Here is a 20,127-nt window from a genome sequence, read left to right as displayed (position 1 = left end):
CCGGCGGGAGAGGAGCCTCGACACACAAAAGGCACGACGACCTTTCGGCCATCGCGCCTTCTGCGCACATCGAACTGTTTTGCGAAAAGCCTATGCCGCGTCGGCGTCGGTCTCAGCGGCCGGGGCCGGCTTGGGCCGACGGGGCAGCGGGAAGGCATCGCTTTCGTACAGCGAGCGGATGCCGTTCTGGTCGAAGCGTGCTTCCTCGACCTGGAGATAGGCGCCGTTCAGCGAATCCGTCGGCAACTGCTCCATCGCGAACTGCACGGCCTCGGCTGCGGTGCCGAACCGGCGATAGGTGAAGCCGGCGCGCTTCTTCTTGCGAATCGCGGCGGGGAAGAGTTCGGCGGAGGTGTTGAAGTTGAACGGACGCAGTGGACGCATGGTCAAAGACCTCGTGATCTTCTCTGGGGCTTTAAGCGCGTGGGGTTGGGGAGGGCAGAGGCCGCAATCAAGCGGGCCCGCCGCATGTCATTTTCGTCCTCTAATATAGGCCGTTTTGACAGAAATGCGACCCCTGCGATGCGAGATGATGAATCCGCGCATGGCAGCTCTACGGGTGATATAAATCCAGCAATATCAACGACTTATTGCATCATAACTTGCCAAGAAGCAGCAGCACGATCAGCACGACCAGCACCACCCCGCCGATCCCCATGCCGGAATGGCCCAGGCCATAGCCGTAGCCGCCGAACCGGCCGGAGAGCCCGCCGATCAGATAGATGATGACCAGGATGATCAGGATGGTCCCAAGCGTCATGGCATCCTCCCTGGCAGCCGCCGAAACGTGAGGATCGGCCGCTCCGCCAGAAGAGAAAAGCACATCGCGGGATCGGGTTCCACGTCGGAACCCGATCCCGCGCCGCTCATTTCGGCTCCAGCTTCAGCGCTGCCGAGTTGATGCAGTAGCGCAGGCCGGTCGGCCCGGGCCCGTCGGGGAAGACATGGCCGAGATGGCCGCTGCACTTGGAGCAGAGCACCTCGGTGCGGATCATGCCGTGGCTCGTATCCCGCTCCTCGTCGATATGGCTCTCGACCGCCGGCTGGGTGAAGCTCGGCCAACCGCAGCCGGAGTCGAACTTGGCGTCGGATTCAAACAGCACATTGCCGCAGCCGGCGCACACATAAGTGCCGGCACGGTGCTCGTGCTCATACTCGCCGGAGAACGGCCGCTCGGTCGCCTTCTCGCGCAGCACGGCGTACTGCATCGGCGTCAGTTCGCGCCGCCACTGCTCCTCGCTCTTGATGACTTTGTCATCCGTGATCTTCGTCTTGGTGTCGGGCATGGATCTCCCGTTGCTTTGGTGATCTTTCGATCAGTTGGTGGCCTTGCCGGCATTCACCAGCGTCGGCTTCTCGATATAGTTATCCGCGAACAGCTTTTTCAGGTTCTCGACCTTCGGGATGTCGTTATAGGCAATGTAGGGCTGGTTCGGGTGCAGCGTCAGATAATCCTGGTGGTAAGCCTCCGCCGGGTAGAACGCCTCCAGCGCACCGACCTTGGTCACGATCGGCTTCTTGAAGACCTTCGCGCCGTTGAGCTGGGCGATATAGGCCTCCGCTACCTTCTTCTGTTCGTCGGATGACACGAAGATGGCCGAGCGATATTGCGGGCCGACATCGGGGCCCTGCCGATTGAGCTGGGTCGGGTCGTGCACCACGGAGAAGTAGATCTGGAGGATCTTGCCGTAGGAGATCTTCTTCGGGTCATACTTGATCTCGACCGCCTCGGCATGGCCGGTGCGGCCGCTCGATACGCTCTGGTAGTCGGCGGTCGCCTTGGTGCCGCCGGCATAGCCGGAGATTGCGTTGAGGACGCCCGCGGTGTGCTGGAAGACGCCCTGCACGCCCCAGAAGCAGCCGCCGGCGAGCACGGCGGTCTGGATGCCGCTCGCAGGCGCCGCGTCCATTGCGGGAGGAGGGATCACGACCGCCTCCTCCGCGGCGCGTGACGGCACGGCAAGGGCCAGCGTCAGGGCGGTGGTTGCGGCGAGCAGGAAGGCGAGGGCGGGTCGGCGCATGGCGGATCCTCTGGCAAGGGTGGGCAGTCTAAGGCGAGCCGGCCCGGGCGAATAGCCTCGCCGGCGTCGGTCGTTGCCGAAGATACGACTGTCCCGCCCCGCTGTTACAGGCGGCCGGACACGAGTCCGTGAGGGCGCCCGCCGGGCCGGGGGTCCCGCTCACAGCAGCGTATTGAACCAGTCGAACGCCGTCGGAGATCCGTTCAGGACGGTACTTTCGCCATAGAGGCTCGCCAGGAACGTGCCGCGGTGGCTCGCGCCCTTGACCGGAACGCCGTCGGCGAAGTGCCCGCCGGCGACGATGGCCGGCTGCACCAGGCGCGGCGGCAAGGCCTCGTCGGCCATTCCGTAGTAGAACTTGATCGGGGAATCGTAGTCCCAGAACGTCGTGCCGTTGTCGCCCAGCCGGCGCATGAACTTGCTGTTCGTGTCGTTGGTGAAACGATCGAAGAAGCCGTCGGTCAGGAAATCGCCCGCAGGAGGAATGCTCTTCGCGATCTCTCCATCGAGGCTGTAATCGGTCCAGTACTTTTCCGCGAAGGCCCGATATTGCGGCTTGATCGCCGTCTTGAACAAATCGTTCAGCCCGTAATAGCGCCGATAGCTGCCGAGCAGGACGATGATGCAAGGCGTGATCCAGGCCGGCGGCATCGGATACGAGCTTTCCGAGGCCGGAATATAGGCGGCGGGGTTCGACCAATAGTGGAAGCTCTCGGCGAGATTGTTGAACGGACTCTCAGCCGCGGCCGCCCGCACCTTGATGTCTCGGCGCTGCATCTCTTGTTTGAGCCACTGCGTGTTCAGCGCGCCTTGCGACCACCCGTTCAGGAACAGGGAGGATTGGCGCAGGCCCAGCGTCCGCAGTTCGCGCTGCCCGGCGCTCAGAACGTCGAGGCAGCATTGCACGGTCGCGCCCTTCACCGCGTAGGCTTCGCTCCGGCCGCGGCGATAGGGGCCCTTGCCGACATAGTCGGCCGCGACGACCGCATAGCCGTTGCCGGCGAAGCGCTGGATGTTGAACAGGGTCTCGATCGAGTCGACATTGTCGCGCAGCTCATATTTCTGGTCGTCCAGGCGCAGAAGATTCGAGGGGACCTCGTCGAACGACAGGATCGTGCCGTGCTGCCACGACACCAGCGGCAAGGCGCCGCGCGCGCCGGCCGGCACGGCAAGCAGGCCGCTGACCTCAACGCGTTCTCCCGTCTCGGGGATGCGCGTGAAAGTGACGATGCGCCTCAGCTCGACGTCGTTGCGCGCGGCGAATTTGTCCGGGAAGGGCGCCGGCAGAATATTGCCCTCGTTGAAGACGGCATAGAACGTCGCGGCCAGCTTATCGAGCCGTTCCTTCGAGACGCGCACCGGCCCGCTCGGGTTCGTACGCGTCGCCGGCGCCGCAAGAGCGGTTCCCGGAATCGCGGTCGACAGTGCGAGGGAGCCTGCTGCCACACTCGCGGACTTCAGGAAGCTCCGTCGGCTCAGTGTACAATCGGATCGGGTAACGAGTTCATGAGATCTTGTTGCGCGTGCAGTCATAACGTTCCGCTCCGATGCAGATCGCAAGCTGATACACTGAAAAGCCTAGCGCGCGGTGAATGTACCTCGGCGCGGCTGCCCTTTGCGGGCGGGTTCGCAGTCAGTATGAGCGCAGCGACAGGCGGGTCCTTTCTTCCGGGATGTCGCTACGCTCATCCGGGTTGCAGCATCACACCACCACGCTCAGCCGCTTCGCGGCGCGCGTGATGCCGGTATAGAGCCACCTTGCCCTGGACTCCTGGAACGCAAAGCTCTCGTCGAACAGCACGACATCGTCCCATTGCGAGCCCTGCGACTTGTGCACGGTCAGCACGTAGCCGTAATCGAACTCGTCATAGGGCTTGCGTTGCTCCCACGCGATCTGCTCGATGCCGCCCTCGAAGCAATCCGCGCGAACCGAGACCTTCGTGACCTTGTGACCGAAATCCTCGTCCGGCATCAGCCGCATGCTGAGGATGCGTGACTTCGATCGCGATGTGTTGCGCGACTTCACGCGCCACAGGCCGCCGTTGAACAGGCCCTTCTTGCGATTGTTGCGCAGGCACACCAGCTTGTCGCCGGCGACTGGAAACTGGTCCTCGATGTTCTGGCGCTGACGCACCCGCATGTTGTAGGCGCGCCTCGTGTTGTTGCGACCGACCAGGATCTGGTCGGCGCCCATCACGCGGTCGGGATCGAGCTCCTTCCGCGACACCACCTCGCTCTCGCCGTAGCGGCCGATGTCGAGCTCGCGACCTTCCCTGACGTCCATCGACATCCGCACGATCGGATCGTCCTGGGCCTGACGATGCACCTCGGTCAGCATCGCATCCGGCTCCGAATTGGTGAAGAAGCCGCCGCCCTGGATCGGCGGCAGCTGCGCGGGATCGCCCAGCACCAAGAGAGGGCAGTCGAACGACATCAAGTCGCGCCCCAATTCGGCATCGACCATCGAGCATTCGTCGATGACGATCAGCTTGGCCTTGGAGGCCGGCGCATCGTCCCACAGCTCGAAGCTCGGCTGCTCCTCGCCGGATTCGCGGGCGCGGTAGATCAGCGAGTGGATGGTGGACGCGTCGTCGCAACCCTTGTTGCGCATGACGAGTGCGGCCTTGCCGGTGAAGGCGGCGAACTTCACCTCGCCATCGACGCCCTCGGCGATGTGCCGCGCCAGCGTGGTCTTGCCGGTGCCGGCAAAGCCGAACAGGCGGAACACCGGCGGCGTGCCGCCCCGGCCGGGCTTGGCCTTGAGCCAGTCGCCAACGGCCTTGAGCGCGGCGTCCTGATGCGGGGTGAAGGTGGGCATGTCCGTCTTGAGAAGGAACCGGCGATTCGCCGCTTCGCGGAAGCTAACCATTGCGGCCAGCCGTTCAAGCGGCGTTCAGGCCGTCCTGCCCGTCCCCGGCTATTTGTCGATCCGGTCGTGCAGCTGCCAGAATCGCAGTGTGCGCTCGGCCGTCGCGGGGGACAGCTTGGCGAAATCCGTGCCCGCGAGCTTCAGGGTGGCCTCGTCGATGCGGTACTTGGCTGGACGATTGCAGAGGATTCTTTCGACCGTCGGCCAGCCGAGGCCTGCCGATTTGCACGGGATCAGCACGAGATCGGCACGCGGCCCTTCCAGAACCTTCGCCATCAGCTCGGTTGGCGCGCTGTTGTTGAGAAGCCCGAGCGCGGCGGCAACCTCGTCGAATCTCCTGGTTTCCGCGAACCGGGCGATGGCGGCATCGTTGAGTTCGTTGAGGCCCTTCATCCGCTTGACGGCCGCTTCAGCCAGGCTGAAATCCCGCTTCGGCTCTGGCGGGGCCGCCTTGCTGGTGATCGCGGCGAGGATGCGCTTGATCTCGGCCTGGAGCTCCGGCGGGGCAATGGTCGCAAGGCGCGCGCGCACGGCTTCGGTCGCGCGCTGCAGCAGGTCGCGAAGATATTTGATGGGAAGATCGATGCGCAGGCCGAGCGATTCGGCGAGCGTTTCGTCGGCTTCCGCGTGCGCGATCATGCCGCCATAGCCGTCCTCGGAAAAGCGGGCGGTCGTGTTGACGGCAAGGCGGCGGATGACCTTGCGCTCGCCGCGCTCGACCAGGACGTCGGTGACGACCTCCGGCAGGTCGGCGCGGCCGGAAATGGCGAACAGGTGATCCTGTCCCTTGGCTTTCGCGATCTCGACCAGCGTCGGGGTGCTCAGGCGATTGGACTCGGTCAGCACCTTGCCCGCGACGGCGATCTCGTCGTCCCAGGCGAGGCGTTCGAGCACGCCGGCAGGTGCATAATCCAGCGGCGCCAGACGATCGCCAAGCTCGGCCCTGACACGACTTTCCACCCGCGTCACCAGATGCGAGAGCACATGATCGAAGACCTCGACCTGATCGTCGCTGAGGCGCTGCCCCTGGTCGAGAAACAGGTCTGTCACCCGTCGCAACGTCTCGATCCGTTTGGCCGAGGAGCCGTTACGGACCGCATCTTCGAGCTCGTCGATGATGGAATTCGTCTGCTGCATCATGCTTTTCTGGCCATCGCAGTAGGACTGGGACGGCTTACGCCGCGCCTGACATGATCGGTCCTGCGATTTAAGCCCGGCATAACGCGGCGGTATAATGAAACTGCCGAGGGGAACTTTCGCTATCAGAATTCGGCATGTCTGACGTTGTCCGCCCGCCGCGCCCGGCGAGCGGTGCGCCTGGAGCGGAGCTTACTGCCAGCCGGGAACGCCGCGCATGTCGGGCAGCTGGTGGGCGATGCCCTTGTGGCAGTCGATGCAGGTCTTTTCCTTGGTGAACAGGAAGCGCTGGTGCGCCACCGAAGCCCGCGGCGATTGCTTGGTGACGTCCATGGAATCGGCGCTGTGGCAGTTGCGGCATTCCAGCGAATCGTTGGCCTTGAAGCGCGCCCATTCATGTGCGGCGAGCTCGAGCCGGTGATCCTGGAATTTCTCGCGCGTGTCGATCGTGCCGAAGATCTTGCCCCAGACCTCCTTCGAGGCCTGCATCTTGCGTGCGATCTTGTCGGTCCAGTTGTGCGGCACGTGGCAGTCCGGACAGGTCGCGCGCACGCCGGAGCGGTTGGTGAAGTGGACGGTCGACTTCAGCTCCGCGTAGACGTTGTCCTTCATCTCGTGGCAGCCGGTGCAGAACTTCTCGGTGTTGGTGAGCTCCAGCGCGGTGTTGAAGCCGCCCCAGAAGATCACGCCGGCGACGAAACCGGCCAGCACCAGGGTGCCGAGCGCGAACACCGAGCTCGGCCGGGTCAGCACCCGCCAGAGCTCGAGCGCAAAGTCCCGGCTTCGCGCCAGGAAACTGCGCCTTGCGTTCAGCCCGGCATTGGGATCGTCAGCGGTCGTCGTCATCGCCGGCCACCTGGGGTGGCGCGCGACAGCAGCGTGTCGATGTCGATGAAGTCGTTGCTGACGGGCGGAGTGGCGGTGCTCTGCGGCACGTGGCACTCGGTGCAAAAGAAACGTCGCGGCGAGACCGACGCCAGGAACTGGCCGTCGCGGTCCATGAAGTGCGTGATCGAAACCATCGGCGCCTGCGATTCCGCGGTGCGCGCCCGCGCATGGCAGGACAGGCATTTGTTGCCGTTGAGATCGACCTGGTAGCCGTCGATCGTGTGCGGGATGACAGGCGGCTGCTCCGGATAGTTGCGGACCTCCTTCTCGGAGGTGTTGCGGTTCGGCAGCATCGGCGGCGCCGGGCCCTCGTCGTTGAGCGGGGTCGGGCCGCGCAGGCCGGACGTCACGGTCTGCGCCGTCAGCGAACTCGTGCCCGCTGCGATCGCGAAGGCGAGCAGGATGATTGCGGATCGTTTCATCATGACATGTTCACCCGCTCGATGCGCACGGCGCATTTCTTGAAGTCGGTTTGCAGCGAGATCGGGTCGGTGGCGTCGAGCGTCACCTTGTTGATCAGCTTGGATTCGTCGAACCACGGCACGAACACGAGGCCACGCGGCGGCCGGTCGCGGCCGCGGGTTTCGACGCGGGCGCGGATGAAGCCGCGGCGGGAGACGACCTTTACTTCATCCCCGCGGCGGAGCTTGGCCTCCTGGGCATCGTCGGGATGCATGAAGCAGACGGCTTCGGGGAATGCCTTGTAGAGCTCGGGCACGCGGCGCGTCATTGTGCCGGAATGCCAGTGCTCCAGCACACGGCCGGTGGAGAGCCAGTAGGGATATTCCTTGTCGGGCGATTCCGCCGGAGGCTCGTAGGGCAGCGCGAAGATACGGGCCTTGCCGTCGGCGTGGCCATAGAACTGCACCTCGGTGCCCTGCTTGACATAGGGATCGCTGCCCTCGCGAAAGCGCCACTTCGTCTCCTGGCCGTTGACGACGGGCCAGCGCAGGCCGCGCTCGCGGTGGTAGGTGTCGAACGGCGCGAGGTCGTGGCCGTGGCCGCGCCCGAACTGGGCATATTCCTCGAACAGGCCCTTGTGGACATAGAAGCCGAACGCCTTGGACTCGTCGTTGGCGTAGCCGGGCTCGATGTCGCTAACGGGGAATTTGTCGACCTGCCCGTTCCTGAAGAGCACGTCGAACAGCGTCTTGCCGCGATATTCCGGCTTCTTGGCGATCAGCTCCTCCGGCCAGACCTCCGCGATCTTGAAGCGCTTGGAGAATTCCATGAGCTGCCAGAGATCCGACTTCGATTCGCCCGGGGCGGAGACGAGCTGGTGCCAGAACTGGGTGCGCCGCTCGGCATTGCCGTAGGCTCCCTCCTTCTCCACCCACATCGCGGTGGGCAGGATCAGGTCGGCCGCAAGCGCGGTCACCGACGGATAGGCATCCGAGACCACGATAAAATTGTCGGGGTTGCGGAAGCCCGGATAGGTCTCTTCGTTGATGTTGGGGCCGGCCTGAAGGTTGTTGTTGACCTGCACCCAATAGGCGTTGATCAGGCCGTCCTTCAGCATCCGGCTTTGCAGCACGGCGTGGGCGCCGTTCTTGTCGGGAATGGTGCCCTCGGGCAGCTGCCAGATGTGCTCGGCGTGATCGCGGTGCGCCTTGTTGGTCACGACCATGTCGGCGGGCAGGCGGTGCGAGAAGGTGCCGACCTCGCGCGCGGTGCCGCAGGCCGACGGTTGACCGGTCAGCGAGAACGGGCTGTTTCCGGGCGCGGAGATCTTTCCGGTCAACAGATGGATGTTGTAGACGAGGTTGTTGCACCAGACGCCGCGCGTATGCTGGTTGAAGCCCATGGTCCAGAACGAGACCACTTTTGTCTTGGGATCGGCGTAGAGCTCGGCGAGTGCCGTGAGGCGGTTGAGCGGCACGCCAGACATTTCGGCGGCCTTCTCCAGCGTGTACTCGGACACGAACTTGACGAACTCGTCATAGCTCATGTCGGTAGCGTCGTTGGGCTTCGCCGCACCCGTCGCCTTCTTCTGCAGCGGATGCTCGGGCCGCAGGCCGTAACCGATATCGGTCTGGCCGCGCTTGAACACGGTATGCTTGGCGACGAAGTCCTTGTTGACCCGGCCGGTCTTGATGATGTGATTGGCGATGGCGTTGAGGATGTAGAGGTCGGTCTGCGGCTTGAACACCATGCCGATGTCGGCGAGGTCGAACGAGCGGTGCTCGAAGGTGGAGAGCACGGCGACGCGGACATGCGGAGCGGACAGCCGGCGGTCGGTCAGGCGCGTCCACAGAATGGGGTGCATCTCCGCCATGTTGGAGCCCCACAGCACGAACGCGTCGGTGGCCTCGATGTCGTCATAGCAACCGGGCGGTTCGTCGATGCCGAAGGTGCGCATCATGCCGGCCACTGCGGAGGCCATGCAGTGCCGCGCATTCGGATCGATGTTGTTGGTGCGGAAGCCGGCCTTGAACAGCTTCGATGCCGCGTAGCCTTCCCAGATCGTCCACTGCCCGGAGCCGAACATGGCGACGCCGTTCGGGCCGCGCTTCTTGATCGCCTCCTTCCATTTCTGTTCCATGATGTCGAAGGCTTCGGTCCAGCTCACAGGCGTGAACTCGCCGTTCTTGTCGTACTTGCCGTTCGTCTTGCGCAGCATCGGCTGGGTCAGGCGGTCGTGGCCGTACATGATCTTGGAGAGGAAGTAGCCCTTGACGCAGTTCAGGCCGCGGTTCACCTCGGCCTTGGTGTCGCCGTGCGTGGCGACGACACGGTTATCCTTGGTGGCGACCATCACGGAGCAGCCGGTGCCGCAGAAGCGGCAGGCGGCCTTGTCCCATTTCATTTCGCTTGCGTTGCGCTCGGCAACGAGGTTGGCGGCGAGCGCCGGAGCCGGCATGCCTGCGGCGGCCGCGGCGATCGCGGCGGCCTCGAGCTTCAGCATCTGGCGGCGGTCGAGCTTTGGCGATGTCATGATGGCTCTTCCTGACTCAGGCGGTTTCGATGGCGTGGAAAACCAGCACCGCGGAATAGACGTGTTGCAGCGACTGGATGGTGTTGAGCAATGTGCCGAGGCTGCCGGAGTCGGGCGCTTCGGTGACGATGACGAGCTTGCCGCGGGGGTCCCGCCCATGGATCTCGCACCCGGGCAGCGCCGTGATCTCGGCTTCGACATCGGCGAGCCGCTCGGGCCGCGCCTGCACGATGATGCTGGTGATCTCGGCGCCTGGCGGCGCGATGACGCGGTCGGCGCTGAGCACCCGGCCGGTGATCAGGGCGCGGCGATTGAGCGTGGCGTGAGCCATGATGCCTGTCTTTCGCTGGTTGGGGATCAACGAGGGGAGGGCGGCGGGCCCGGAGGGCCGGCCATCATCTGGTAGATCCAGACGCCAAGGCCGTAAGTGCCGACGGTTCCAACCGCGAGCACAGGCATCACGATCGCGGTCAGGAACAGGAAGGCGAAAATCTCCATGCGCTTACGGCGCACGCGCGACATCGCGTCGTCAGGGGCCGACATATTCGGTCTCACAGATAAGGATGTTGGGGAGTGGACGGCATCCGGGCCGTTGCCTTGCTGCAGTTTAGATGCTGTCTAACCGACAGCGCGTTGATTTGGATCAATCGTCAGTCGGCTGCGTCTTCCTGCGCCGAAGGATGGATCGTCTCCCATGGGGCGGAATTGCGAATGCGTAGACAGCACCGCTTCACGCATTAAGATGCCGTCAACAACAATAAGCGGGAGAGCGACGCCATGAAGTTCGGCATTTTCTATGAACTGCAATTGCCACGGCCCTGGGTGGCGGGCGATGAGCTCCGGCTCTACCAGAACGCGCTCTCGCAGATGGAGCTTGCCGACAAGCTCGGCTATGACCATGCCTGGGTGGTCGAGCATCACTTCCTCGAAGAATATTCGCACTCGCCCTCGCCGGAGTCTTTCCTGGCGGCGGCCAGCCAGCGCACCAGGAACATCAGGCTCGGCCACGGTATCCTTCAGCTCACCACCAACCATCCGGCGCGCGTCGCCGAGCGCGTCGCGGTGCTCGATCTGCTCTCGAACGGCCGCTGCGAGTTCGGCATGGGCGAGAGCGCGTCCATCACGGAGCTGGAGCCTTTCGGCCGCGACATGGAGACCAAGAAGGAGGTGTTCGAGGAGGCCGTAGCTGCGATCTTCCCGATGTTCAAGGATGCCGGCAGCGAGCATCACGGCAAGTATTTCGACATCCCCTTGCGCAACGTCGTGCCGAAGCCGGTGCAGAAGCCGCATCCGCCGCTGTGGATGGCCTGCTCGCAGCTGCCGACCATCGAACGCGCCGGCCGCCACGGCTTCGGCGCGCTCGGCTTCCAGTTCGTCAGCGCCGACGCCGCGCACGCCTGGGTGCACGCTTACTACAATGCGATGACCAAGCGGCTGCACAAGCTCGCCGATTACGAGATCAATCCGAACATGGCGCTGGTCTCGTTCTTCATGTGCGCCAAGACGGACGAGGAGGCGCGCGCCCGCGCCGACGGCGCCACCTTCTTCCAGTTCGCGCTCCGCTTCTACGGCGCCGCGCAGAACCGCCAGCGTCCCGCACCCTACACCGTCAACATGTGGGACGAGTACAACAAGTGGAAGCGCGACAATCCGGAGGCGCAGGAGGCGGCCTTGCGCGGCGGCCTGATCGGCTCGCCCGAGACCATCCGCAGGAAGCTGAAGCGCTTCCAGTCTTCGCATATCGACCAGGTCATCCTGCTCAACCAGGCCGGCAAGAACAGCCACGAGCACATCTGTGAATCGCTCGAGCTGTTCGGCCGCGAGGTGATGCCCGAGTTCCAGAACGATCCCGCCCAGGCCGAATGGAAACGAGGCGTGATGAGCGGCGAGATCCAGCTCGAAGAGATCGACACGCAGGCCTTCACCGACCGCTACGGCAGGCTCGCGATCAACGTGGCCCGCGCGGGGTAGAAGCACCCATAGCCCTTGTTTCCGAGCCGGCGCGCGCGAACTCAGCGACGCGACATGCTTTTGTTTGATCTAACGCAACGCAAGTTCGCGAGGCCGGCCGCACAAATGCGTTCGGCTGGCACGTCGATGGTCGTGCCCTTGGAGGGAGCCATCTCGTGCACAAAGGCTTCATGCTCATTCTGGCGAGCATCTTGATTGATGTGCTGCCCGTTTCCCATGCGGCGGCGGTCGAAATGGAGCCGGGCCTCTGGCAGCTCACGACCAGGATCGAGCGCGACGGCGTCGGGACGACGCGGCCGCGGTCCGGAAGATGCGTCACCGCGGACCAGGCGCGTGCCGCGCGCACAGCGTCCGCTCTCGATATCGGCACCGGCTTCAAGACGGCTTTGGGATCGTCGCCCAGCCAGGAGAGCTGCAAGCTTTCCGATGCGAAGAACGACAAGAACCTGATGACGTGGCGGCTGCTGTGCACTGGCGGCACCAGCGCCGAGAGAGAGTTCACCGCCCGCTTCGACAATCCCCGGCATTACGTGACGGTCACCACGACGCGTGTCACCACCGGCAGCAAGACCGTCACGATCGTGACGACCACCGAGGCTCAACACAAGGGCGAGTGTCCGCGATGAGCGCCATGAATCGTGCTGTCCTGGCTTGCCGCTTGCGATCGCTGCCCGGTGTGGGCCGGCGCCTCCGGACTTGGATGCTCCCGATCCTGTTCGCCTTGACGGTGCTGCTGTCCGCATCGCCGGTCCGCGCCGGCTGCAATTTCGAAGATATGGTGGCCGCCTTCAAGCAGGCGGTGGCGACGACGATCGAGTGCGAGCCCGTCTGCAAGAACCAGTACGAATGCTACGCGGTCGCCGTGCTGGCCGCCGCGCTCACCTTCGACGTCAAGCAGGGCGTGGACGTCAGCCCGATTTGCGTCGACATACCCGCCAAGGTCGAGGACCTCATGGCCAAGCTCGCGCCGTTCCTGTCGCAACAGGACATGGCCGATCTGTCCCAATACGCCAGCTATATTTCGGACGCTTTGCAGTTCGTGCGCTGCGCGTGCAAGACCAAGGACCTCAACATTGCCAACGAGTCCAGCTTCGGGCAGTGCGTCAATGACGTGGCGGAAGCCGTCGGATGCGAGCCGATCGTGATCGCGGGTTTCACGGTTCACTACGACTGCTTGCCGGGCAACCCCGCCGCGAGGGCGTTTGACGCGATCGAGGCTTGGACCTGCAAGCATCTTTCACTCGGTTGCGAGGACAGCGATTACGTCGAGGCGAACTACAATTACTCCTGTCCCTCTGGGCAACAGTCCGACAGGAACGGCAATTGCGTGCCTTGCGAGAGCATCGCCAATGCGACGGTCGGCAACAACGGGGAATGCGCCTGCAAGTCGGGCTATTCAGAGGATGCCTTCTGGCTCTATCTCCCCGGCTATTCCGATGCCAAGATGAAGGTCTTGGAGTCCTGCACATTCTCGTGCAACGCGCCGTTCGTCTATTCCGGCGGCTTCTGTCAATGCCCGTTCGGCACGCAATCGGACTATGCCGGAGGCTGCAAAGCCTGCGGCGCCACCGAGAGATACGTGCCCTTCAAGGTGCAGGGCGGCGTTCTGACGGAGGGACGGTGCGAGGCCTGTCCACTCTGTACCCAGCCAAGCGCGAACAAGCTCACCTGCAACCCACCCTGCAACAACGCGGCAGGTGAGATCTTCGAGAAGGGCAAATGCGTTGCCTGCCCGTCCAACAGCAAGTCGGTCTATTTCTCCGGCAGCTGCGGTCAGTGCGAGGCCTGCGCGTTCGGTCAGAAGGTGTCCGCCGATCACAAGTCCTGCATTCCGGCCTGCGCACCGGGGCAGATCATGGGCGGGCTGATGCTCGGCAAGGACCAAATGTCCGATCCGACCGCCACGCAATGCCAGACCTGCCCGGACAACACCGCCCCAAGTTATGAGAGCCCCGACAGCAGCAAGGGCGTCTGTCTGCCGTGCCCGGACGGTACGTACTCGAAGGCCGGCGCGACCCGGTGCTTCGATCTCAACTGTGCGCCCGGTTCCTACCAGGACCCGGACAATCCGCACGCCTGCAAGAGCTGCCCGCCGACCCAGATCTACATTCCGACCGAAAAGAAGAGTGTGACCGGCCCGTCGCCGGGCCAGGGCGGCATGCAGGTCGTGCCGGGTCATTGCGGTTGCGGCGAGAACCAGGTGCTGCAGGGCGAGGTGTGCGTCTGTGCAAAAGGAGCCACCAAGGTCCCGTTGCCGGGAGCTCCAGGCACGGTCTTCGCCTGTGCCTGCCCGGCCGGGGCGCATTTCGACGCGGCATCCGGTGCCTGCGCGTGCCCTGCCGGGGCAACGCTCAATGCAGCCAAGAACGCATGCATCTGTCCGACAGGGCAGCGTCTGGAGGGCGGCAAGTGTGTTGCGCCGAGCCTTCAGCATCTGCCGCTGAAAGACTGCTCGACCTTGGGCCCGAACTACATCAATGACCCCAAGAATCCGGCGGCCTGCATGCGCTGCCCGGGAGGGAGCGTTGCCAATGCGGAGCGCAATGTCTGCATTGCCGCCGGTCGGCCCACCGGGCCCGCGATCGTTCCGATGTTGCCCGGGCGGACCGCCCGACCGCCGCTTCGATGCCGGCCAGGTCTGGTGCCGAACGCTGCCGGGACCGCCTGTATCCGCTTGCCTGCGCCGCCGAGGGTTGCGCCTCCGGGACCGAGGTTTGCTCCTCCGGCTGCAAGGCCTGCTCCTCCTGCGGGAGTGCGTCGGCCAGCGCCTGTGCGCGAAGCACCGATGCGACTGAGGCCAGGGGCGGCCGCTCCCCGGAACTAGCAGGAGTCCGTTGATGCAGCGACGAGAGGTAGGAACCGTCATGACGCGATGGAAACGGATGTTGGCCGTGTGGCCCGTCCTCTGTGCAGCCCTGTTCGGTGCGCCTGCGGCGGCCGAAACGACGCGTGCAGAAATCGAGGCCGTCGTGAAGGACTATCTCGATGCGCACCCCGAGGACGTGCAGCGCATCGTCAAGGACTATCTGAAGGACCATCCCGAAATCCTGCGGGACGCGCTGACCGAGCTGATCACCAAACGGGCGCCCGCGGCGGCGCGCCCTGCGCCGGCGGATCGAAAGGCAGCGATCGACGGCAACGCGGCGGCGCTGTTCAATTCGCCGCGCCAGGTGGTGCTGGGCAAGCCCGATGGCCGGGTGACGCTGGTGGAATTCTTCGACTACAATTGCGGCTATTGCCGGCGCGCTCTGTCCGACACGTTGGTCCTGCTGCAGGAAGATCGAGACCTGCGCATCGTGCTCAAGGAGCTTCCAATCCTCGGTGCTGCCTCGACCGAGGCAGCAGGCGTCGCAGTCGCGGTCCGGATGCAGGATCGGACCGGGGAGAAGTACCTCGCGTTCCACCGCCGGCTGCTCGGCGGCCGCGGCCCGGCGGACCGTGCGAGCGCGCTCGCCGCTGCCCGCGAGGAAGGGCTCGACATGGCGCGGCTGGAGCGGGACCTCTCGAGCGAGGAAGTCCGGCTGACCTTGGAGGAGAACGCCGCGCTCGCCCGGGCGGTCGGCATCAAAGGCACGCCCGCTTATGTCATCGGCGACACGGTCGTTGCAGGCGCCATCGGCGCGGCAGGCCTGAAGGAAAAGATCGCGGCGGAGCGATCGAGATAGGCGCGGGGGCCCTGCGCCGCTGTCTGAGATCCGTCGGCACCTGTGAAGACACGCGCCGATCAATCCCAGTATGGAATCGCCGGGCGTGCGATCATGAGCCAGAAGATGATCAGCACGGCTGCAAAGGCCGGGAAGCCGAATGCGAACCACAATCGGAAGAGCTGGTGATACCGGGCCGGCAATTCGCTGTTGCTCGCGACCGCCGCGACGGCGAGATCGCGCATCTGCATCTGCATCCACACCACCGGCAGCCAGAAGGCGCCGGTCACGAGATACAGTGCGATCGAGGCCGCAATCCAACCGTCGCCGAGGGAGTACCCGCTCGACCAGGCGAGCCATGTGCCGGTGATCGGCTGCAGGATCACCGCACTCGCGGTGAACAGGAAGTCGGCCAGCACCACTGTCCGAGCGACGCCCGCGATTTCGCGCGGATCGCCGCGCAGATGCGCGACGAGCATGAAGAAGGCGATGCCGGCCCCGGTGCCGAGCAGGACCGCAGCGCCGATGATGTGCGCCATCTTCACCAGGAAGTAGAGCATCAGCGATCCTCCCGGATCGCCATGGCGACCAGGTTGAGCATGATCACCGGCCAGATCTTCAGCATCGGTCCCAACGGATCGGCCCACAGCCGCGGCACCAGCGCCGTGCCGATCACGGCATAGCTGAGCGAAATGATCAATGCCGCCCACAACCCGTAGCGGCTCAGAGGTCGCCAGAGAATGGCGAGGCCGATAGCGATGTCGGCTAGCGCGCCTGCAGTGACGGTGAGCGCCGCGGCGTTCTCCTGCAGCCCGCCTTCCCGCAGCAACGACATGCCGATGTTCCACCCGGCGCTCAGCGAAATGATGCCCGTGGCGATCCAGAACAGGCCGAAGACGCCGAAGATCAGCGGCTTGAGCGCATAGAGGCGCGCAAACCAGCGTTCCTGCACCGAGGCGGGTTCGCGTGCGAGCGCGACCTCGAGATCGCGCGGCCTCAAACCGGTCATCTGGCGCCAGGGCTCGGGATCGCCCGCCGCGCCGCGCCGCATTTCTGCCTGTGCGGTGGCGTTGATGGGCGTTCGCCAGCCCAGCACCTGCGCGACGTCACCCGCGCGGTAGGCGGCCGAGGCCAGCCAGGACGGCAGGTGCAGGCGGTAGGCCGGCCTCCAGCGCAGCCAGGCGCGAAACAGCGCGACGGCGTCGCTGAAGGCGATCTGCCGTGGGCCGGCAAGATCGAGCGCGATACGGGAGGGAGCGCCGGGTTGCAGGAAGAACAGCACCGTCTCGACGACATCGTCCAGATGCACCGGTTGAATGGCTGCCGTCTCGGGCATGACCGGCAGAACCGGGAGCGCCGCAAGACCTCGCAGCAGCGCGCTGCCGCCATAGGCGGGCCGGCCCACCACGACGGAAGGACGCAGCACGACCCAGTCGAGATCCCGCGCCATCAAGGCGGCTTCGCCATCGCGCTTGCTGCGCGAAAACGCGCTCGGAGCATCGACATTGCTGCCGATCGCCGAGAACAGGATCACCCGGCGGACACCCGCGCTTTCACAGGCCGCGTAGAGCGCCGCGCTGCCGGCGACATGAACGCCTTGCATGTCCTGACCCTGCAGCGCACCGGCCGCATTGATCACGGCATCGACGCCGGAGAGAAGCCCCTTCCATTTGGACGGATCGGTGGCCTGGGTGATGTCGAGCGTGATGTGGCGTCGATCGCGCGCTGCCGCCGGATGACGCGACACCAGGATGCAATCGTGCCCCTCCGCTGACAGCTTGGCGTGGATTGCCGACCCGATAAGTCCCGTTCCCCCGACGAGAAGAATGCGCATTGCCTCGTGCCTCCAATAGCAACCTGGGTAGCGACAAAGGGCCGGCCGGAATGAGGATGCGACGACAAAGCGGGCCCGATGCAATCGTTCCTCGCCGCGGAACCCGGGGCACCGTGTCCACCCTGGACGACGATCTCCCGCCGAGCGAGGCGCAGGGAAAAATAAACCGCAAAGATCTCAAATGATAACGCCTCGCGTCCCGGTCGTGTGATTGATGAGGCATCACACAGAAGAGCGGACATTATCGAAATGCTCGGACCGAATGTTCTTTCACCCGAAGAACTGTCGTTGCTCGGAGCGACCTACGATCTGGTCGTTGACTCGCTTCCAAGCCGAATGCGCACACCTCGCAACCGGCGCCAGGTCGCGCTCAACCTGCTCTATCTCACTCGGCGCGGCGAGCGCGACCCGCTGGAGCTGGAGCTTGGCGCGGCTGCTGGATTGACCTGCTGAGTGCACGCTGCCTCGCACGGGCCGATGAGTTCTGACGCGCTTCCTGTGCTTGCGCCGGTGCACCGAAAAAGACGGCGTCGAGGCAGACATCGAAGCCGTCTTTAACAATGTAAATGTCCGAGCGGGGCTGTCCCGGTACAGGGTGATGAGCCATCCCGAGAGGGGCCATGTTCAATCGGCAAACAACGGCAATGCTGCGCCTGGTCCTCGACGAGGTCTGCGCCGACCTTGGCAAGTATGAAAAGGCAGTGCGGGCGCATGTCGCTCGGCCGCTTCATCGTCGATCGAATGGGCCACCGCATCGGACAGAACAAATTCCTAGTGAGAACGTGATCATGCAAGACCGAACCAAGAAACGCCGACGGGTCAAACAAACGCAGAGCTTGACCGAACGCCTGCTTGCGTCCGCCACCCTCGCCAAATCCAGGGCACAAGGGATGGCGCCGGGACACGATCGCGATCTCCTGCTGCAAAAGGCCCGCGAGGCGGAAGCTGCCGTCGCACTTGAAAGCTGGATTCGCGGCCCGAGCTCGCCCCGCTGATCGAGAAGGCTTCCGATCCCTCGCTTGCTGTCGTAACGCCACCGGCTTCCGGCGCTTGGCAGTTGTTGCTAGAATGCGCGGCAAAGCTGAAGGAGGAAGCGATGCGGTCGCGCGGGAGAGGCTCATGCTCGGGGTTGGCGGAAGGGGACGTCGCGCCCGCGGTGCTGGCCATCGGTCGCCCTGATTTCCCGAAAGTCCTGATCGACACGCTGCGCCGGCAGGCCGGCGTCGGCCATTGCATGGTGTTCGCGCTGAGCCGGGCCGGTGCGGCGAGCTGCATGCTCGACGCAGGCAGCATCGCGATCGGCGGCGATCTCGGCGCGGCCTATGCCGGACAGTTCCATGAATTCGATCCCAACCGCGATGCCCTGTTCGAAGGCGAGGGCAATGCGCCGATCATGCTTCCGGCGTTTGCGCCGCGCATGTACGGCGCGCGCTACCGGAAGATCTTCTTCCAGGATTCCGGCATCGTCGACAAATGCGCGACCGCGATCTGGGTCAGCGGTACCTGCTTCTATGTCAATTTTTACCGCATCGCAGCGCAGGGGCGCTTCAGCGCTGCGCAGCGCGAGCGGCTCGAGACGATGGCGCCGGCGATCGCTGCGAGTGTTGCGCGGCATTTTCAGCATAGCGCAGCACCCGAGCGCTCTCTCGCCGAAATGTTCGCCACCTGCGCTCCACTCGCCGGTCTTACGCCGCGCGAGCGGGATGTCTGTCGCCGCATCCTCGAAGGCTTCAGCTCCGAGGCGATCTCCAACGAGCTCGGCATCAGCCTGCATTCGACCCTGACCTACCGCAAGCGCGCTTATGAGAGGCTCGGCATCTCCTCGCAGAGCGAGCTGTTTGCGATCGTGCTTCGCCTGCTCGCCCCTCGGCTGAACTGAGGCGTGAACCTGAGCTCCGCGATGTCTTCTTGTCCCTGTGCAGTGGGCGCGCGCCCGCTCAGGGGGCCGGTTGTCGACTTGGGAGGAAAGGAGGCGGCCTCAACCCAGAGTTATGAGCTGAGGCCGCGAACGCTTCGGCACGGAGGCGAATCCAGCCGAGGCCGCGAGGTTAGGCTGGTTCCATGTCGGCGCATGTTCACGTGTGAACGCTTGTGCGATGGTGTTCGGTCCGATGCTTTGCGTCTCGTGAATCGATGTTGCCCGGCGCGCTGTCTTGTCGCGCACAATTGCGCGAGACGAGCCGAAAGCAATCAGTTCGCGATCCTCTGAAGCGACCAGTCGGCCGGCTCGCACGAGCTGTCAGCCAAATGCTCGGGCCATTCGATCGGCCTGCAGAAAAGCCCGCGACGCTCGATTTCCCTGAAAAGATGATCTGCGCGACGCCTGGCAGGCAGGCCGACCAGCCGGGTGCCGGCCAACGCGTCGGCTTGCACCTCGTTGCGGATGAACTCGTACATTCGCAAGATGAAATGGTCGGAAAGCCCTTCAAACTCACTCATGGTGTGACCGGCGCACTTCCTACTGAAATATCCACGCGATCAGGTGCCAGCTGACCCAAACGATTGCGGCAATCCAGGCTGTCATGACGATGCCCACGGCGCCGAAAAATGCCAACGCGAGGGCATAGCCGCTAGCGTTGCGGCGATCGGCCTTCAGCAGCGCGTGCTGGTCGGTCCTGTCGAGCATGTCATTCCCTGCTTGTCTCACGAGTACCCAGGACGGCCGCGATGGGCAAACGCCGGCTTGAATTAACCTCACCGATCAACCTTACCTGGGCGGCGCCGCAGCTGTGGCCCGCTGCAGGCGAGGCACGCCCTTGAACACGTGCGGTTCAGAAGATGCCGCGTGTAAGGGTGGCTGACTCCCGAGTGGAGGGCGCCTCGCCGAG

General features: G+C 64.4%; 22 protein-coding genes. 6 read left to right on the top strand and 16 right to left on the bottom strand.

Annotated features, from left to right (window positions below; all coding sequences use genetic code 11):
- Positions 1-90: 90 nt before the first annotated feature.
- The 12 genes from ASG57_RS08995 to napE form a co-directional block, all read right to left on the bottom strand.
- Positions 91-384 (bottom strand): hypothetical protein, encoded by a 294-nt coding sequence (locus tag ASG57_RS08995; protein WP_024337713.1) that lies wholly within the window; start codon positions 382-384, stop codon positions 91-93.
- Positions 385-595: 211 nt separating this feature from the next.
- The gene (locus ASG57_RS36180; RefSeq protein ID WP_035697745.1) at positions 596-760 is read right to left on the bottom strand and encodes a DUF3309 family protein; all 165 of its coding nucleotides are present in this window, start codon (positions 758-760) and stop codon (positions 596-598) included.
- Positions 761-866: 106 nt separating this feature from the next.
- Complete coding sequence (gene msrB / locus ASG57_RS08990) at positions 867-1,286, bottom strand: peptide-methionine (R)-S-oxide reductase MsrB (RefSeq protein ID WP_024337714.1); 420 nt, start codon at positions 1,284-1,286, stop codon at positions 867-869.
- A 30-nt stretch (positions 1,287-1,316) separates the two neighbouring features.
- A complete protein-coding gene (gene msrA, locus ASG57_RS08985; protein WP_024337715.1) occupies positions 1,317-2,021 on the bottom strand; it encodes a peptide-methionine (S)-S-oxide reductase MsrA in 705 nt (234 codons plus the stop codon).
- Between the two features lie 159 nt (positions 2,022-2,180).
- Positions 2,181-3,554 carry an alpha/beta hydrolase family protein gene (locus tag ASG57_RS08980; protein ID WP_051160641.1) on the bottom strand — a complete coding sequence of 458 codons (1,374 nt, stop codon included), beginning with the start codon at positions 3,552-3,554 and terminating at the stop codon, positions 2,181-2,183.
- 169 nt (positions 3,555-3,723) lie between these two features.
- A complete protein-coding gene (locus ASG57_RS08975) occupies positions 3,724-4,839 on the bottom strand; it encodes an ATP-dependent DNA helicase (protein WP_024337717.1) in 1,116 nt (371 codons plus the stop codon).
- A 99-nt stretch (positions 4,840-4,938) separates the two neighbouring features.
- A complete protein-coding gene (locus ASG57_RS08970; protein WP_024337718.1) occupies positions 4,939-6,030 on the bottom strand; it encodes a DUF2336 domain-containing protein in 1,092 nt (363 codons plus the stop codon).
- A gap of 189 nt (positions 6,031-6,219) precedes the next feature.
- Positions 6,220-6,873, bottom strand: a complete 654-nt coding sequence (locus ASG57_RS08965) for a NapC/NirT family cytochrome c (protein ID WP_024337719.1) — start codon at positions 6,871-6,873, stop codon at positions 6,220-6,222.
- A complete protein-coding gene (locus ASG57_RS08960) occupies positions 6,870-7,340 on the bottom strand; it encodes a nitrate reductase cytochrome c-type subunit (protein ID WP_024337720.1) in 471 nt (156 codons plus the stop codon). The genes ASG57_RS08965 and ASG57_RS08960 overlap by 4 nt, the downstream gene beginning before the upstream one ends.
- The gene (gene napA / locus ASG57_RS08955) at positions 7,337-9,850 is read right to left on the bottom strand and encodes a nitrate reductase catalytic subunit NapA (protein ID WP_024337721.1); all 2,514 of its coding nucleotides are present in this window, start codon (positions 9,848-9,850) and stop codon (positions 7,337-7,339) included. Before napA ends, ASG57_RS08960 begins: the two co-directional genes overlap by 4 nt.
- Positions 9,851-9,866: 16 nt before the next feature.
- Entirely contained in the window at positions 9,867-10,181 is a 315-nt protein-coding gene (locus ASG57_RS08950) for a chaperone NapD (RefSeq protein ID WP_057196104.1), read from the bottom strand.
- Positions 10,182-10,207: 26 nt separating this feature from the next.
- Positions 10,208-10,393 carry a periplasmic nitrate reductase, NapE protein gene (napE, locus tag ASG57_RS08945; protein ID WP_024337723.1) on the bottom strand — a complete coding sequence of 62 codons (186 nt, stop codon included), beginning with the start codon at positions 10,391-10,393 and terminating at the stop codon, positions 10,208-10,210.
- A gap of 234 nt (positions 10,394-10,627) precedes the next feature.
- Here napE and ASG57_RS08940 point away from each other — a divergent pair, with 234 nt between their 5' ends.
- From ASG57_RS08940 to ASG57_RS08925, 4 genes are all read left to right on the top strand, one after another.
- Positions 10,628-11,821 (top strand): LLM class flavin-dependent oxidoreductase, encoded by a 1,194-nt coding sequence (locus tag ASG57_RS08940; protein ID WP_024337724.1) that lies wholly within the window; start codon positions 10,628-10,630, stop codon positions 11,819-11,821.
- Positions 11,822-11,976: 155 nt separating this feature from the next.
- The gene (locus ASG57_RS08935) at positions 11,977-12,447 is read left to right on the top strand and encodes a DUF3617 domain-containing protein (RefSeq protein WP_024337725.1); all 471 of its coding nucleotides are present in this window, start codon (positions 11,977-11,979) and stop codon (positions 12,445-12,447) included.
- Positions 12,448-12,452: 5 nt separating this feature from the next.
- On the top strand, positions 12,453-14,645 hold the full coding sequence (locus ASG57_RS38590; RefSeq protein ID WP_200948538.1) for a hypothetical protein: 2,193 nt from the start codon (positions 12,453-12,455) through the stop codon (positions 14,643-14,645).
- A 40-nt stretch (positions 14,646-14,685) separates the two neighbouring features.
- Positions 14,686-15,486 (top strand): DsbA family protein, encoded by an 801-nt coding sequence (locus ASG57_RS08925; RefSeq protein ID WP_035697743.1) that lies wholly within the window; start codon positions 14,686-14,688, stop codon positions 15,484-15,486.
- A 59-nt stretch (positions 15,487-15,545) separates the two neighbouring features.
- On the opposite strand, the gene ASG57_RS08920 is transcribed toward ASG57_RS08925, so the two are convergent.
- Complete coding sequence (locus ASG57_RS08920) at positions 15,546-16,025, bottom strand: DUF2269 family protein (RefSeq protein ID WP_057196102.1); 480 nt, start codon at positions 16,023-16,025, stop codon at positions 15,546-15,548.
- On the bottom strand, positions 16,025-17,299 hold the full coding sequence (locus ASG57_RS08915; RefSeq protein WP_024337729.1) for an SDR family oxidoreductase: 1,275 nt from the start codon (positions 17,297-17,299) through the stop codon (positions 16,025-16,027). Before ASG57_RS08915 ends, ASG57_RS08920 begins: the two co-directional genes overlap by 1 nt.
- Positions 17,300-17,919: 620 nt before the next feature.
- On the opposite strand from ASG57_RS08915, the gene ASG57_RS39070 reads away from it, so the two are divergent.
- Together ASG57_RS39070 and ASG57_RS08900 are read left to right on the top strand one after the other, a co-directional pair.
- Positions 17,920-18,294 carry a hypothetical protein gene (locus tag ASG57_RS39070; RefSeq protein WP_230646630.1) on the top strand — a complete coding sequence of 125 codons (375 nt, stop codon included), beginning with the start codon at positions 17,920-17,922 and terminating at the stop codon, positions 18,292-18,294.
- A gap of 134 nt (positions 18,295-18,428) precedes the next feature.
- Positions 18,429-19,178: a helix-turn-helix transcriptional regulator gene (locus ASG57_RS08900; RefSeq protein ID WP_422866953.1), complete on the top strand. Its 750-nt coding sequence runs from the start codon at positions 18,429-18,431 to the stop codon at positions 19,176-19,178.
- A gap of 311 nt (positions 19,179-19,489) precedes the next feature.
- On the opposite strand, the gene ASG57_RS08895 is transcribed toward ASG57_RS08900, so the two are convergent.
- Complete coding sequence (locus ASG57_RS08895; RefSeq protein WP_024337733.1) at positions 19,490-19,696, bottom strand: hypothetical protein; 207 nt, start codon at positions 19,694-19,696, stop codon at positions 19,490-19,492.
- Between the two features lie 61 nt (positions 19,697-19,757).
- Entirely contained in the window at positions 19,758-19,925 is a 168-nt protein-coding gene (locus ASG57_RS37605; protein WP_155248274.1) for a hypothetical protein, read from the bottom strand.
- Between the last annotated feature and the right edge of the window lie 202 nt (positions 19,926-20,127).

This window comes from Bradyrhizobium sp. Leaf396 (genome assembly GCF_001424605.1).
Taxonomy (GTDB): domain Bacteria; phylum Pseudomonadota; class Alphaproteobacteria; order Rhizobiales; family Xanthobacteraceae; genus Bradyrhizobium; species Bradyrhizobium japonicum_C.
Note: the sequence above shows the minus strand (reverse complement) of the source record. Positions and strands in the feature narration are given on the sequence as shown.